A 15,832-nucleotide genomic window follows, 5' to 3' on the forward strand; every position below is an offset into this window, starting at 1 on the left:
TAGTAATTATTTAATGTATGGAATGTTACCGATAACAGAAACGCCAATTTCACGTTCAACTTGTTCAGATGTTTTAAGTGATACATCCATTAAAGCTTTAGCTAATACATAGAATAAACTTAATAAAAGTCCTAAAGCTGCACCAATACCGATATTAATTAATGGTGTTGGTTCAACAGGTTCAGCATTACGAATAACACGTGCTTTCGAAGCTACTTTTAAGTTATTTAAATCTAAAGAGTTCTTTTCAACCATTGTCTTAGTAATTTCATTAGCAATATCTACTGCACGTTTTTGTGATGGGTTTTCAACTGTAATCGTTAAAAGCGTTGAATTTTGAACAGCTGTAGCATCAATATCTTTTGCCAGATCTTCTGGTAAAACGTTTAAGTTAAGTTTATCGATGACTGGTAATAATGTATCAGGAAGCTTTGCAATACTTGCGTATGTTGTAATCGATTGCAAGTTAGTCTGTAAGTCTACAGCATCGTTACTTTTACTTGTTCTAGTTTCCTGGTTAACTAATAAAGTTGCCTCGGATTTATAAATAGGAGTGAGTAAAAAATAAGAAATCGCAGCTGCAATCAGTGCAAATAATATTGTAGTACCTAAAATAAATTTCCAGCCTTTCTTAAGTGCCTCCAAAATCTGAGTAAAATTCATGGTATCCTGCATTTTGTTACCTCCAAAAAAGTTCTAATTAATTTTATTATTAATTTATTTTACCATAACAATTTTAGGTTTTTGCTACATTTTAGAAATTTTGTTTTTTAAATTACTATTTTTAAACGAATTTACGCAAACTTTAACTCAAATTTACAATTGTCATCTAAATAAAATGTTCCTAAGATGCGTGTTCTAATTTATTTTCGTTTTCTACAAGTCTATTTAAGTAACGATTTGAGACTATAAACACGATCACTGCCATTGTAAATTCAGATATTAAAGTTGCATATATCGCCCCTTCTACTTTAAAAATTGGAATCAAAATTATATTTGCAACTAAATTTAAAATGGCGATTATTGCATTTATACGCATCATCTTATACACCATATGCTGAGTAGAGAGAATCGTCCCATTGACTGCTGTAGCAAATTTAAATAAGATTGCCAGACTTAATAGCTGTAAATAATATACTGAATCTAAATACTTCTCTCCTGCCGTAAATAAAATTAAATATTTTGCTGTTAACCAGATGAATGCTATTCCTATTACACCCAATATAAATAAAATGATAGAACTTCTACGGTTAAAACGTTTTAACTGTTTTGGATCATGGGTTGCCCACACGTGAATGCGAGTATAGAAAATTCTTCTGAAAATTAAATCAGGAAACATAAAAGCAAGTTGAATGATTGCAAACGCTGCATTATATTCCCCTACAGCAACTTTACCTACTAAAAACGATAACAGTAAAACATTACTTTGATAATAGATAAAATAAAATATTCCAATCAGACCAAAAGGATAAGTCTCCTTAAAAGTCTCTGAGATTGTAGCATCCTTTGGTATTACTGCATTTTGTAAAACAGGAACTTTAACTTCCTGAGTAAAAAGTTTTCGTACAATGCGCCAAAAAGGAATAACTGCTAATAACGATAACATGACAAGATACCATCCAAGTGCAATAACATCTTTAAACGTCAAAACAGCGAGCACGGCTGCAAAGAAACGAACAAAATAAAGAAGAAAGTTGCTTAAAGCTACTGCTCTAAAATTCTCTTCAATTTGATTGACAGAGTTATTTATAGAATAGATGCCTTGTAAAAAAATATTCGGCACTATTAACAATAAAAAATATTTCGTTTCAAAATCATACATTGGTGAAAAAACAACTGCTAAAAGGAGTAGCAATGTTACAGTAAAACTGATCGTGAATAGAGAAATACATGCATTCACATAACGATATGCACGTCTTCCTTCTACTGCAAAACTCTTAACAATAAAATCAGCAACCCCAAATCCAATAACTACTGATAAAATATTAATAAATGTTAATCCGATACCAAATATACCATAATCTGATTTTTCGAGATTACGAGCTAACAGAATGTTCATTAGAAGACCCATGATAGCACCCATACCAGTACCTAAAAACATCCAAACGAAGTTCATTTTTTTCATCTAGATTAAACTCCAATCAATATGTCAGCCTAAATAAGCTTGTTCATAATCTTTCATTACTGAGTCTAGTGTGAAAGACTCAACTTTTTGCTTACTTTTTTCACCCATCGATTTGCGTAGTTCATCGTTATTTAAAACTTCCGCAAAAGCATAGATTAAACTTGCATCATTGCCTTTTTCAACGACGAATCCATTTTCATTATCATCTACTAAGTCTACGATGCCTCGAGTATCTGCTACAACACATGGTAATCCTTGAGCCATACCTTCCATGATACTTTTTGGAAGACCTTCACGATGACTAAGTAGTGTCATTACGTCTGAAATCTGCAGTAAATTCGGTACATCTTTTCTAAACCCAAGAAAATGTACATCTTTCAAGGCATTTTCTGCACTATACTCCTCATATTGTTCAAGATTTGGTCCAATACCTGCAAATAGTAAAACAGCATCAGGGACTTGTTCTTTTATCTTCTTCCAGTTTCTTAATAAGAATATTTGATTTTTATTATCATTCATTTCAGCCACAAAGATAATAACCTTATCACTCACCTTTAATCCTAGGTCATTTCTTAAACTTAACTTCTCAGAATCAGTTAACTTAGGATGATCTATTTCAACACCGACACCTTTAATGTGTACCAGATTTTCATCAGTGAACCCTAGTTTTCTGGCAGTCACTGTATCTTCTTTATTAGTTGTTATGAGTAAATCCGTCTTTGCTGCAGTTAACTTTTCTAAAGGAAAATAAAGTAGCCAGTTTTTTAATGGTGCATCTTTGAAAAAATGAAAACCATGTGCTGTGTAGATTAATTTACCCTGCATATCTTTTGGTTTTGCCAATCGTGTTAAAAATGCTGCAATAGGCGTATGGACATGAACGATATCAAAATCTTCATTTTCCATCGTATTTTTTAGAATTTTTAAGCTTTCTAAATTATCTTTCGATAAAGGATTACGATTGATCGGTACTTTTATAGTATGAATACCAAGTGCATCCAGTTGTTCTTTATGTCCACCGTAATCTTCATTGGCTATTGCATAAACTTCATAGCCCTTATCCATCAACATTTTCATATAAGGTGTATGGAAAGAAGTAAAATGTCTAAAAACATTTGCTGAAAATAAAACTTTCTTCATTATTATCCCTCATTTATAATCATATTCAATATATGTATTATTTGTTTTTAATTTTCCTATATAACGGTAATACAATACTAAACAATTTTAATGTATTTTTTATACCAATGCTACTTATAAGAAAGTTGATTCGCTTCGTCAAATTAGAAAAAGCATATTGTCGTAAATTTTCATGTTGTTTTAATACAGTAGCTAGCTGTATTCGTTCATTACGTGATAACATCGAACCATAAATAAAAGCTGTAAAATATTTATTAGATATATTACATTTTAAGTTAAATTCAGCTTTTTCACTTAGTTTAATATTATGTTTGTTCATCAGCTCATCTACGATTTGAGGTGCATATAATGGGTCAACAATATTTTTATAACTCGTTGTCCCTGTAATTTGTCCTGCTCGTTGCTGACGGTATTCTAATACCGCTTCATCGAAATAAGCAATTTTGTTTGCTAAAGCGAATATGATTGGTGTCCACATCATATCTTCATAGTTTCTGTTTTTGATAAAATAAATTTCTTTATGCTTAACAAGAGACGTTTTAACAAACATTGGCCATACATACCAGCTAAACATTACTTCTTTCTCTAATATCATTTCTAATGCTTCCTTACCTGTTAAACCATCAAAATCCTCTGGTTTAAAAGGACGTTTAACTCTAACATGTTGATCATCCAGCATATAAAAATAATTAAAGTCGAATAATACAACATCAGGATGATTATTCTCTTCAATAAAGTTGAAAATATCTTTAAAAAATTTTCGGGAATAAAAGTCATCTGAATCCAGTAGCACTAGATATTCTCCTTGCGCTGCCTGTATACCCGTATTTCTAGCAGATGCAATACCGCCGTTTTGTTGAGAAATAATTTTGATATTTGAATGTTTCTTTTGATAATCTTGAGCTATAACTAACGAATTGTCTGGTGATTCATCATTAACAATGATAATTTCATAGTTGCTTTCATCTATATCCTGTTTAATTATACCCTCAATACATTCAGGTAAATATTTTTCAACATTATAAACCGGCATCACTATACTTAACTTCATTATGTTTCTCCTTATTTAATTATTTTAGCTGGTACACCTACCGCAATAGCATGAGATTTTATATCATTAATAACACTTGCACCACTTCCAATCGTCACCCAATCACCAATACTTACTACTGGATTGACTACTGCAGAAGCACCGATATGAGTGCCTTCGCCAATCGAGACAGCACCGGTTAAAGTCGCATTCGGTGAGATATGCGCATAATCATTCACAATACAATCATGTTCTACGATTGCTCCACTATTAATAATGACTTGATTGTGAATACGTGCTTCAGCATTAATAATCGCACCTGGCATGACAAGCGTTCCTGTTCCCACTTCAGCACTATTAGAAACGATAGCATGAGGTGACACTAATGTCGCAAACATATCATCACTAAGTTGTTCTCTTTCAATGATAAGCTTGCGTACTTTATTATTTCCAATGCCAAAAAATAATAAGCTGTTAGTTTCTTTTACAATTTCATGAATATGGGTGGTATTACCGTAAATAATATCTTTCTCTTCAAATCTTGAACTAAAGTTATCATCGATGATTCCGGTAATTTTAAATCCAAGTTGCTCAGCGACTTCAGAAACCACCTTTTTATGACCGCTATTTCCGATAATTACTAAATTCATTATTTCTGTTTCCTTTTATGGTTTTCATAAACTGACTTTATAAAAGGAATAAGTTCAGCTTTGTCAAACAGTTTATTCCATTCAAAATGGCTTAAGTCAGGTGTGACAAATTCAAAGGCTTCAAGTTCTGAACGCGTTAAATTGCTAAGATCTGCATTTAACTTAAAAAACTTAGCATTGTTTTCACGCTCAAAATCATTGACCCATTCATAACTTGTCGTTACTACTTTTAAGTTAAGTGCACAATATTCTAGTAATTTTGTTGAAGTTTGTTTATTAAACGGAAATACATCAGGGATAAAGTTCATACCATAACGTGCTTTTGCTGCTGTTAATGGTAATTCTTCATAAGGAACTCTACCTATAAAATGTACATTAGGTAAATCACCATAATCTTTTTTAAGAACCGGATCAGGTGTACCGATTAAAATAATTGATAAGTCACTATTTTGTTTGAACATTTCTAACATTTTATTAAGTTGTCGCGATGGATCCATTGTGCCAACATACACAAAGTCATATTCTTTCTCTACGTCATCCTGAAGAAAATATTGTTTACTAATACCCATGTCACGGTAAATATATGGTTGATTATCTTTGAAATTAAAGACTTGATGCACCTTTTTATTCTGAAAAATACGCCCATCTGGTTTTGCATTTAATAATTTTTTTAAAAAGTCTTTTATTTTTGCATTTTTCCCGACAGTAATTGTATTATACTCGTGAATTAATGCTTGATTATTATTTCGATTACGATCTAGCCCCATTACTTTCCAGACGATATCGTAATTCTCTGTAATTTGACTATTGTCATTTACCACATCAACAATAAATTCACCCGATTCATTTAAATATGTAGCGTATGCTCCAATTTCTGGCATATAGGCCTTTCCTTCATGTAATATCGCTATTTTTATCACACAGAGTTCCTCCAAACTATAGTTTTGAACTTAATTAATTATAGCATCATTTAGTATGATATACATCAGAATACCAATAAATTGGAACTTGTGTTATATTAGAGTACAAGAAATAGAAGGAGGCACTTTATGCTTAACAATCTCAAAAAAGTTTCTGTAATGGTCCTTGCATCAACATTATTCCTTACAGCTTGTGGAGGAGAGAATAAAGAAGATAAAGCAGTTGAAAAAGCTAAAAAAGAAGCTCAGGTTGCTAAAGAAAAGTTAAAAGAAAAAGAAGATGAACTAAAAGCTGAAAAAGAAAAAAATAACAAAACTAAAGAAAAAGAAGAAAAAAGTACTGAAGAAAAGGCGACTACAGAATCTACTCAGACAACTCAAACTGAAAGCACTGAACAAACCCCAGAGGAAATTAAAACTTCTGTAGCAAATCGTGATGAAGCAATTCAAAATGCAGTTGCAACTCGTGATAACGCCTTAAAAGAAGCTTTACTCGAAAGAAACGCAACTTATCAAAAAGCAGATGCGTTACTGAACAGTAGCTCAAATGCAGATGCTGTGAGACAACATGAAGGTATGCGTGCTGAAGCGGATAGAATATATGAAAATAAAGTGATTGAAATTAACCGTAACTATTACGGGCGAGTTAACGAAGCTTACCGACAATTTAAAGGTCAGATGAATGAAGTGATTAATCAAAATTCATAAAAAAACTGAAATAGCTTTGAGCTATTTCAGTTTTTTTATTATAAGTTTTGAATATTACCGTAATTATAATATTGTACTTCTTTAAATGTGTTTGGCACAACATTCTTAGTATCAAAAATCACTTTATCTTTCATCGCTTTAAAATCTTCATCTTTTAAAACTTTAAATTCTGAGTGATCACTTAATACAACTACTAATGAACTACCCTCTAATGCTTTATCAATATCTTTTTCAACCCAGTCAAGCTGTACATGTGGATCAAAAGCTGTAACTTCTAAACCATTTTCTTGTTTTAACATTTCATAAATATCAAATGCTGGTGATTCACGTATATCATCAACATCTCCTTTATAAGTTAAACCAAATACAGTCACTTTATTACCGCCAACTTTAGCTAAAGCTTTCTTAGTATAATTCACTACATATTCAGGCATAGAAACGTTAATGTCACGTGCTAATTTAATTAATTTTGCTTCTTCTGGCGCTTCAGCAATAATGAAGTATGGGTCAACTGCTAAGCAATGGCCACCAACACCAGGACCCGGTGTATGTAAGTTTACACGTGGGTGTTTGTTAGCCATAGCAATCACGTCATGCACATTAATATTTAATTTATTACAAATCTTCGCTAATTCATTTGCTAAAGCGATATTAACGTCGCGATATGTATTTTCCATTAGTTTAGACATTTCTGCTGTTTTAGCTTGTGTTTCAATCATTTCACCTTGTACAAATGTACCGTAAACCTTTTTACCTGCTTCAATACATGCTGGTGTAATTCCACCAATGATACGATTGTTATGAATTAATTCATGCATAATTTGACCTGGTAATACACGCTCAGGACAATGTACTAAGAAAATGTCTTCTCCAATAGCAAAGCCTTTTGATTCAAGATAAGGCTTTACAAAATCATCCATTGTACGAGGCGCGATTGTAGATTCAACTATAACAGTATCACCTTTTTTAAGTAAAGGAACGATACTTTCAACACCAGCCATCACTATAGAATTATCACATGATTTATGTTCATCATCATTGTTTGGTGTTGGTACAGCAATAATATACACATCAGCTTCTTCCGGTTTTGTAGAAGCTCTAAATTTACCACTTGCAATCACTTCATCTAAAGCTTCCTGTAAACCAGGTTCTTCGATATGAATTTGACCGTTGTTAAGTTTATCAACTGCTTCTTGTTTGATATCTACTCCTAAAACGTCTACGCCATGTTTCGCAAACATAATTGAAGTAGGAAGACCAATGTAGCCTAATCCGATTGTTGTTAATTTCAAAATAAACACCTATCCTTTAAGTTACGCTATGCGTATAATTATCATATATTTGACTACCGAATATTATGTAAAAAAATTCGATGGGTTAAATATACTTTTCCAAACTTATGTTACATCATTATTTATAGAATTGCTACAATAATATACTCAATTACTTAATATATAGTGTACCAGCTTTAATCCAGGATTGAGTGGTAGTCTCTTTATGATATATTAATTCAATCTCATATATTTGATTATTTTTTAGTTTGTAACCCTTGCTTAAGTCAACAATATCAATTATTTCTTTAATGCCTTTATTCATTATCACAACACTAATATAATTTTTCCCTTTCGGATTACTATAATTAGAAAATAAAAGGCTGTCTTTAGCTCTTTTTATTTCTGCTTTATATCTCAATTTTTTTGTATCTTTTAAATTAACTTGAGGAATTAATAAATACATCTCCTCATCCAAATCAAAATCTATATTCGTTTCATTTAATATTCCACCATGTTCAGCAATTTTTTGGAAAATGGCATTTCGTTCATAATCGTATAAAGTTCCACTACCATTATCCTCAAAAAAATTAAGGACTGGCCAATACGTATTTATTAAATCTTTATGAAATAAATTGTTCATTCTTATTTCGTGTGGGAGATGCAATAATAAATTTATTGTTTTTCGATCATTTAAGTAATTGAAAAAATCCATTACTTTATCCGTTTCTTTAATGAGTTGATTGTGCCAGTTACCCATTCTTGAATCAATATGAAGAATATCAAGTAATTCTATAAAGTTATCATCATGTAATTCAGTTTTAGTTCTCATTAAGTATTCTTCTGTAGCTTTAACTACTGATTGGTAAGAACAATCTTTCAATTGCTTAAGGTGAATATGTTCGTAAATATCCTGCATTGACATATTTTTCATAAGATATTCTTTAGGGTAATCAAATTTAGCATTAGAGAATATAACACTTCTAAATTGAAGTACATCATCTAATTCATCTTTATACTTTTTCTCAAAAATTTCAGCTATTGGATGATTAAACGTTGTACCAGTTACTTCAAACATATTAGCCGAATATTCCTTATTTACATCGTTTACATTAAATTCAATAAATTCATGATTTATATTAATGTTTTTAATTAGTCTATTGACTATCATTTTGTCATTCTTATAAATTTGCCTAGCTCTTTTATCTTGAATTCCATATATATCTTTCATATAGGTGAAGGTATCAATTCGATTTCCTAATTGTTTAGATAGTGCCAAAGTACACTTTGAATCTAATCCACCTGTTATTCCAATCAACAATTTATTATCAATTTTACTAAGGCTTGTGTTTAAATTTTTAATATGTTTTTTCATTTCCGAAAGTATTTCTTGATATGCATGATGATTTAAGGTTTTGTTTGGAAATATTCTTTCTGTGCCTTTACCAATAGTTAATTTTAACGAAGGAACTAGTTTATACACATCTTCATATCTTGAATAATCAAGTGCATTAATACGTTGATATTTTTTACTTTTGCTAAAAATATCTCCTATAAGTTTGTCATGAGAAGCAACACAACTTAAATCATTTGTATAATAAGGAGATCTAAATCCAGCAGCGTCAGAGAATAACTCTATTAAATTATTTTTGACTTTAATAATAACAAAAGAACCATTAAGCATATTAATATAATGGCTTGAGCTAGTTAACTCTTCACCCAATATTCCTTTTAAGATATGAAATGAAATGTCATTTGGTTTAGTAATATCAAATGCATAACCTAAAATATGCACTGCATCATCCCCAAAAAAATAAGATTCACATTTAATATCTTCCGATATAAATAAACTATAATCATTATTTAACTTAATTTCGATAGGTACATGCTCATTATTAATATTTATATTGCTAACAATGAAAGCTTTGTTTATTTTATATGAATTCAACGTTATGCTCCTTTTTGTTAATTTTCTGTAGAAGTAATCTCTGACACAGTCCTTACTAGAAATTTTGGGAACTTATACTTTAAATTCTGATGTCCTTCATAATGTTGCAAATCTAATGCATACAATTTTTTACGTTTTGTTAACATAGACATATAAGGTCTTAAATGTTTTACATAATGTAAATCCTGATTACCTGCGTGTAAATACAATTTTGTATTTGAATCTAGATTAAGCATCTTCTCTTTCATTTGTTTTTGTACATCTTCAAAATCTTCATCATCATGTAAAATATTATTAAGAATTAAATTTCTAGCTTCTTCATTTATTTCATTTAAATAATCTAATGGAAAATATTGAGGTGCACCAGCAATAATATGGCCTGCTCCTAATTCATTACCAATCAATATTGCACCAGTACCACCTTTAGATGATCCTGCAATAATAAGACTTTCCTCTTGTATTCCATATGTATTCATCGTCTCTTTTATAAGTTTAGTACAATCTTCAAGGTAGTTAGACTTACTATCTGTTCCATAATAATAAGTAGGTATGTTATTTACTTCATCCATAATATAAAGTTTATTACATTTAATATTTAATAATGTTTTAATGTAATTAAATTTGGCATTTTCTCTATATGCTTCTCTTCCACTGAAACCAGAAAGAACTACGATTAAATATGTGGACTTTTCTTCAGGTAAAAACATATATTTAATAGGATGATTGTCCCCAGGATATATTTTTTCTTTCTCCTCTATTAATTTTGCAACACTAATTTGCTTTACTCTTTTAAAAATCTTCATTTTCATCACCCTCTTATGAAAAGAGTGCTAAAGATATATTTATTAATAATAACCTTTAGCACATCATTAAATACTACAACGGAACTATCATGTCGTATCCGTTAATATTAACATTCAATATATTTTCTTTTATTACAAGTTTATTTATTTCTGTTTTTTTAGTTTTAATTGTAGTAATAAATTGAGTTGCATTCCCATTTTGTTTAAATTGTAAATGCTTAGTTAAATTATATTTACTAGGTCCTGTTGCATTTATTGCTTGTATTGGGTCTTTGTTTCCTTCTAAAATTTCAGATTCAATATTTTTTGAAGTTTCAATAATAATAGTTTCTTCATTTCTGCTTAATTCGTATATTGAACTATTAATTGTTTTAATATCTACTTCATGATGCAAATTATAATTTTCAATATAAACATGATTTTCTTTTGAAGAACCTTCATTAATTATTATAAACATTTCAAATTTCTTCAGAAAGACAATTGTTCTATATAAACAAGTGCCATCATTAAAGCCTTTGTTTTTGCCTTTAACAATAAAATAATTATCATGATCAAAATACTTTTCTATCCATATATTTTGTGTATATTTGTTATCTTTTTCTTTCTTATAAAATTTATTTTCTAATTGTAAACTTGAATGTGCTTTTGGAGTTACAATATATCTTCTTACAGGACTTTTAGAATAATCAAATTTAGCTCCATCTTCAATGAAGTCCACCCCATTAATACTTAAAGTAATACTTAAATCGTCTGAATGTTTATGTGTTATCGTACTATAACCACATACAAATGACATATATATCTTTTTATTTAAATTCTGTTTTATAACTGCAATACCAGCTTCTTCATCAACAAAATTTTTATAAATTGGTGTTCTTTCAGGTAAAGAAGTATGTCCTGAGTCACCAATTGCAGGTAACCTTCTATTAGGTTTTAGTAATATATTTAAATAATTGTCAGCGGCTTGCATATGCTTAACAACATCTTCTCCTAATGATTTTTCATGTGCATTCAAGTATTCTTCGATACCAACATACATTCTTAATACCATGTTGTGATATTCCGGAGAGTTTTCTAAATGTCCACCTTTATAACTAAAGCTTTGCCAAAAAGTGTCTACTACTCTATAAAAGCCTTTGTTGAATAATAGTTCGTCATCCATGACAAAACCAAGCATCATTAATCCTCTATCAACCATAATTCCATGGTTATTTTTTCTATAATTAGTATCATCCATTAAGTATTCAGCATGTTTATATAGCATTTTAAAATACCTGTCAAAGTCAACATGAATTTTTTCCTTGTTTAAGCTGTAAAGTAAATGAACTAATATTTGAGTACGGTTTCCAACTGGATGATCATACCACGTCATATCAGTACTTTTACCATTTTCTACAAAGGTCATCCATGATTCGGTTATTTCTTGAGCCTTTGTTAAATATTTTTTATCTCCAAACTGATCATATGCAGCCAATAATTGACCAACTATTCTTAGGCTTTGAAGGTATAATTGGTAACTTACATGATTTTTGTGGTGAACATATTCCCAGTTAAAATTTTTATCAAAAGAAATTGAATCAAATCCAGGAAATGGAACTATCGTATTTTCTAATGCCAATTTTGCATATTTTAAAGTAGTTTTATTATATTTAGCTAATGGCAATACATCTTCTTCATTGATATTTCTAAAGTGCTGTTGATTTTTTGCATGTGTTAATTCAGCTAATATATTACTTTCTAATTCATCTAACCTTTTTATTATATCTTTATTATTACTAAACAATAAAATTCCTCCCTTATGAAATAAAATTATGAATCATTCTAAGAGTCTGATCCTTTGGCAGAGGATTATGTCCTTCTTTTGGATGCTTATAAAAATAAAATTCAATATTTGTATCTTGTATTCCTTTGTATTTTGCAATATTTTTCATAAACGGCTCAGCATGACCCTTCATATCAGTTATACATGCTCTATTTTGCATATAAAGAATCTTAGGAGTATTTCTATATTTAGAAAAAGCTTGAGTTAAACTTAATCTATAAGCATATTTCTCTTTTACTTCGTCCATTGTTAAGTTGGTATAAACTTTTTCCAATAGTTTATTCACTGCAGCTTCATGATAATTTAATACATAAGTTTGTGGATTGTTAACGATAACTTTTGTTCCTTTGATAAGTGTTCCTAAATAAATTGACATATAGCCTCCAGCTGATGAACCATAAAAAGTTGTATTTTCTTTATTATAGTTTAAACACTCTGTCAACTTATCAATTATTATAGCAATTTTTTCTAAGGCAAAAGAATCTGTGGTACCCTGTCCCCAACCAATCTTTAATCCGTTTCCATGTAGGGTAGGATCATCTATAAATAAACAACTCGCCCTAAAATCAGCCTTCCATGAAGATCTTTGAAATAATGGTGGTAATTTTTTTGATGGATCTATAGCTCCATTGCTAAAACAAATAATATTTTCGTATTTATCATTATATTTTAAATGAAAATAATATTTGAGATTCTCATGTATTACGCATAAATCATCATTAAATCCATTTTCAAATGAATAATTATCTAATTCTTCAAAATTTAATTCAAGCATTCGCTTCACCCCTTATAATTAACCTCTTTTTTAAGTCTTTCTATAGTTTCATTTAATTCAATATCCTGAGGTCGTTTTATTCCGTCATATAAACCATATATATCCAAGAATCTAGTAATTGCCTGATGACGTTCTTCCGGTTTAATACGATCAAAACGAACCATATACCATCCTTTAATATAGAAATTAAATCGTTCAGTCATATAAGCGTCTAACAGTTTGTGTTTCTTTAAGAAAGGTATACGTTCTGTTTCAAGTTTATAATATTTATCGAAGAATTTTGCACCAATTGTGTTTGTAACTGAACCTGAAACTGAAGCATAATACATATGAATAAATGCATTCAATCCTTGAATCTTATTTGAATAAAGTGTTAACTCTTGGAAAAACATTGTATCCTGACCCGCTGCACCTTCGACCATTTTAATATTATTTTTCTCTATAATCGCTTTTTTCACGATAAGTGCCTGAATACTTTGAGCACGCAATCCTGATTCTTTCATGAACTTATGTGTGTCTTCAATTAATAAGTTATTTTGATTATATTTCTTGATAGTATTTGCGAAATTAAACGTAGATTTTCTTACATTATCTTCTTTCATAATATTTCCCACAACTAAATCCAAACTCGCATCACTCATCAATCTATCAAATAACTTACCATACCCATCACCCATCGCCTCATTATCAGGGTCAAGATAAGTTATATATGGCGTGGTAGCTAGTTCAATACCAACGTTACGTGGACGCGAAGCAGAACCAGATCCTTGATCAAATTCTTTATATACAATGTGGTTTGGATAACGTCTACGAATTCGATTAATAATTTTAATTGTTTCCTCATCCGTACTACCATCATTAACAAATATGATTTCCATCTTATTAAAGATACTTGAACGTCTAAGACTCGCAAAGCATTTATCTTCCAAATACACCCCATTGTTATGAATAGGTACAATCACACTTAACTTTTTAGATGACTTTGGTGCACGACGATTATTTTCCAGCTCAATATCATCCGCTAAATAACCATTTGTCATTTCGTTTAGTTTAGCGATATCATCTATCTTTGCAATTTTAAACATTGAAACAGATTGATCTTTCATTTCATTTATTAAATTGTGAACTTCCCCATTGCCTTTCTTTGTAACAAAATCAACATCAATATATTTAAAAGGCGTTAACAAATCTTCCAGATAATATTCGCCGTATACATTTTGTTTACTCATAAATGCTAAATAATCATATTGTGCTAAATCAGTGTTAGCTAGTTCGGCTTGATTGATTAAAGTTTTATCAACATATAGTTGGTGTTTAAAGCTTTCTCGAACTTCATCACTGCCATCAAGATTAACGACAAGAATACGATTCTGCTCTTGCATTAAAGGTGTCCCTAATACAATGTTTTCAATATATGAGAAACGATGATATGTTGTATGTTCTCTAAATACATTACGGATTGCCTTGCCTTGAAATTCACGTAAATCTAATTCGGTGTAATTATTCACAATAGGTCCTACATCTGCATGATTATTAATCATAAATACGTTAGGAAATTGGTTATTAACACCTACACTATAGTTTGACAGTAATAAAATACCAAAGGCCTGCAATTCAAAAATTCGGTTCGCAAACATCGTTTCACTATATTTAACCGAATTTAAATTGATTGACCAGCGATATAATTTGTGCGTATTCATTAAATCTTCATGATTCATCGGATATGTTAAGTTAGGGATATATTTAGCTGGGAATAAATAACGATCCTTTTTTAAATTTAAGTTTCGGTCAATAATTGTGAATTCTTTCTCAGCATTCTTTAATCCATCTAAGATCATACTCGTTTCTTTATTACGTGTTGGATATTTAGTTAACCAACTTCCAGCAAATATTACTTCATCTTTTACTGATTCAGCAAATTTAGAACGAGTACCTACTGGATTATGGTAATTTGGATTGATACCAAATTGAAGACTATGAACGTTTTGATGTCCACATAACTCAATATATGTAGGAATCATTTCTATCGCACTCGTAAAGACAATATCACAGCGTTCTGCAACATCTTTAAATAAATTGTAGTTTACCGGGTCTTCTTTAGAATAGAATACTGTTTTGATATTTCGCTGCTTGAAATGTCTGATTATATTATATATATCTTGTCTTAAATCACTGTTTGGACTCGCACTACCTTCCCAAGACATATCGATACCACGCCAACTTGTCGCATACATGAAATAATCCGCTTCTATTTCAGATAAACGGTCAATATCATTATGTGATATATATATTAAATTCGACACATCTTTGAATGAATTATATAAAAATTCATCACAAATTATAGCAACTTTTTTATCAGATTTCTTGTAGTATGTACTTGGCTTTATATGCTTTAAATCTGGAAAATTTGATTCAATTTCATTCAAAAATTCTATTTTTGCTTTTTCATCAACTAACTTAAAGTAGTTATGGAATGAGTGGTAATCACTATCATTCAGTAAATGAAATTTAGCTACGTTATAATTAGTTTCCAGCATGTCATAATATGTTTTATAACGTTCGATTTTTGACATTTCTTCAAAATTAACTTCTTCCGCAATTTGATCTTTTTGAATCACTTTATTATCTTCTTTAACCACG

Annotated in this window: 13 protein-coding genes; 1 reads left to right on the top strand and 12 read right to left on the bottom strand. The window is 30.2% G+C overall.

The annotated features are described in order from the left end of the window. Positions 1–6: 6 nt before the first annotated feature. The 6 genes from ACMGE6_RS00250 to ACMGE6_RS00275 form a co-directional block, all read right to left on the bottom strand. A complete protein-coding gene (locus ACMGE6_RS00250; protein WP_414044577.1) occupies positions 7–675 on the bottom strand; it encodes a YveK family protein in 669 nt (222 codons plus the stop codon). Between the two features lie 169 nt (positions 676–844). Next, positions 845–2,125, bottom strand: coding sequence for a flippase (locus tag ACMGE6_RS00255; RefSeq protein WP_414054027.1), 1,281 nt, complete (start codon positions 2,123–2,125; stop codon positions 845–847). Between the two features lie 24 nt (positions 2,126–2,149). Beyond that, complete coding sequence (locus tag ACMGE6_RS00260; protein ID WP_414054028.1) at positions 2,150–3,265, bottom strand: glycosyltransferase family 4 protein; 1,116 nt, start codon at positions 3,263–3,265, stop codon at positions 2,150–2,152. Between the two features lie 37 nt (positions 3,266–3,302). Then, positions 3,303–4,316, bottom strand: a complete 1,014-nt coding sequence (locus ACMGE6_RS00265) for a glycosyltransferase (RefSeq protein ID WP_414044580.1) — start codon at positions 4,314–4,316, stop codon at positions 3,303–3,305. 11 nt (positions 4,317–4,327) lie between these two features. Continuing rightward, positions 4,328–4,945, bottom strand: a complete 618-nt coding sequence (locus tag ACMGE6_RS00270; protein ID WP_414054029.1) for an acetyltransferase — start codon at positions 4,943–4,945, stop codon at positions 4,328–4,330. Then, positions 4,945–5,865, bottom strand: coding sequence for a hypothetical protein (locus ACMGE6_RS00275; protein WP_414054030.1), 921 nt, complete (start codon positions 5,863–5,865; stop codon positions 4,945–4,947). Before ACMGE6_RS00275 ends, ACMGE6_RS00270 begins: the two co-directional genes overlap by 1 nt. A gap of 129 nt (positions 5,866–5,994) precedes the next feature. Here ACMGE6_RS00275 and ACMGE6_RS00280 point away from each other — a divergent pair, with 129 nt between their 5' ends. Beyond that, positions 5,995–6,573 (top strand): hypothetical protein, encoded by a 579-nt coding sequence (locus tag ACMGE6_RS00280; RefSeq protein WP_414054031.1) that lies wholly within the window; start codon positions 5,995–5,997, stop codon positions 6,571–6,573. Positions 6,574–6,611: 38 nt separating this feature from the next. Here the strand turns inward: ACMGE6_RS00280 and ACMGE6_RS00285 are convergent, their stop codons facing one another. The 6 genes from ACMGE6_RS00285 to ACMGE6_RS00310 all read right to left on the bottom strand — a co-directional run bounded on the left by ACMGE6_RS00285 (position 6,612) and on the right by ACMGE6_RS00310 (position 15,831). Next, the gene (locus ACMGE6_RS00285) at positions 6,612–7,865 is read right to left on the bottom strand and encodes a nucleotide sugar dehydrogenase (RefSeq protein WP_414054032.1); all 1,254 of its coding nucleotides are present in this window, start codon (positions 7,863–7,865) and stop codon (positions 6,612–6,614) included. Positions 7,866–8,016: 151 nt separating this feature from the next. Continuing rightward, a complete protein-coding gene (locus ACMGE6_RS00290) occupies positions 8,017–9,792 on the bottom strand; it encodes a hypothetical protein (protein WP_414054033.1) in 1,776 nt (591 codons plus the stop codon). Positions 9,793–9,809: 17 nt separating this feature from the next. After that, positions 9,810–10,595 carry an accessory Sec system protein Asp2 gene (locus ACMGE6_RS00295; RefSeq protein ID WP_414054034.1) on the bottom strand — a complete coding sequence of 262 codons (786 nt, stop codon included), beginning with the start codon at positions 10,593–10,595 and terminating at the stop codon, positions 9,810–9,812. A 73-nt stretch (positions 10,596–10,668) separates the two neighbouring features. After that, positions 10,669–12,378 carry a heparinase II/III family protein gene (locus ACMGE6_RS00300; RefSeq protein ID WP_414054035.1) on the bottom strand — a complete coding sequence of 570 codons (1,710 nt, stop codon included), beginning with the start codon at positions 12,376–12,378 and terminating at the stop codon, positions 10,669–10,671. Positions 12,379–12,391: 13 nt separating this feature from the next. Continuing rightward, positions 12,392–13,192 carry a glycosyl transferase gene (locus ACMGE6_RS00305; RefSeq protein WP_414054036.1) on the bottom strand — a complete coding sequence of 267 codons (801 nt, stop codon included), beginning with the start codon at positions 13,190–13,192 and terminating at the stop codon, positions 12,392–12,394. A 5-nt stretch (positions 13,193–13,197) separates the two neighbouring features. Beyond that, the gene (locus tag ACMGE6_RS00310) at positions 13,198–15,831 is read right to left on the bottom strand and encodes a glycosyltransferase (protein ID WP_414054037.1); all 2,634 of its coding nucleotides are present in this window, start codon (positions 15,829–15,831) and stop codon (positions 13,198–13,200) included. Position 15,832 lies beyond the last annotated feature (1 nt).

The sequence above is a fragment of the Macrococcus equi genome (assembly GCF_047426745.1).
In the GTDB taxonomy this organism is placed as follows: Bacteria; Bacillota; Bacilli; order Staphylococcales; family Staphylococcaceae; genus Macrococcoides; species Macrococcoides equi.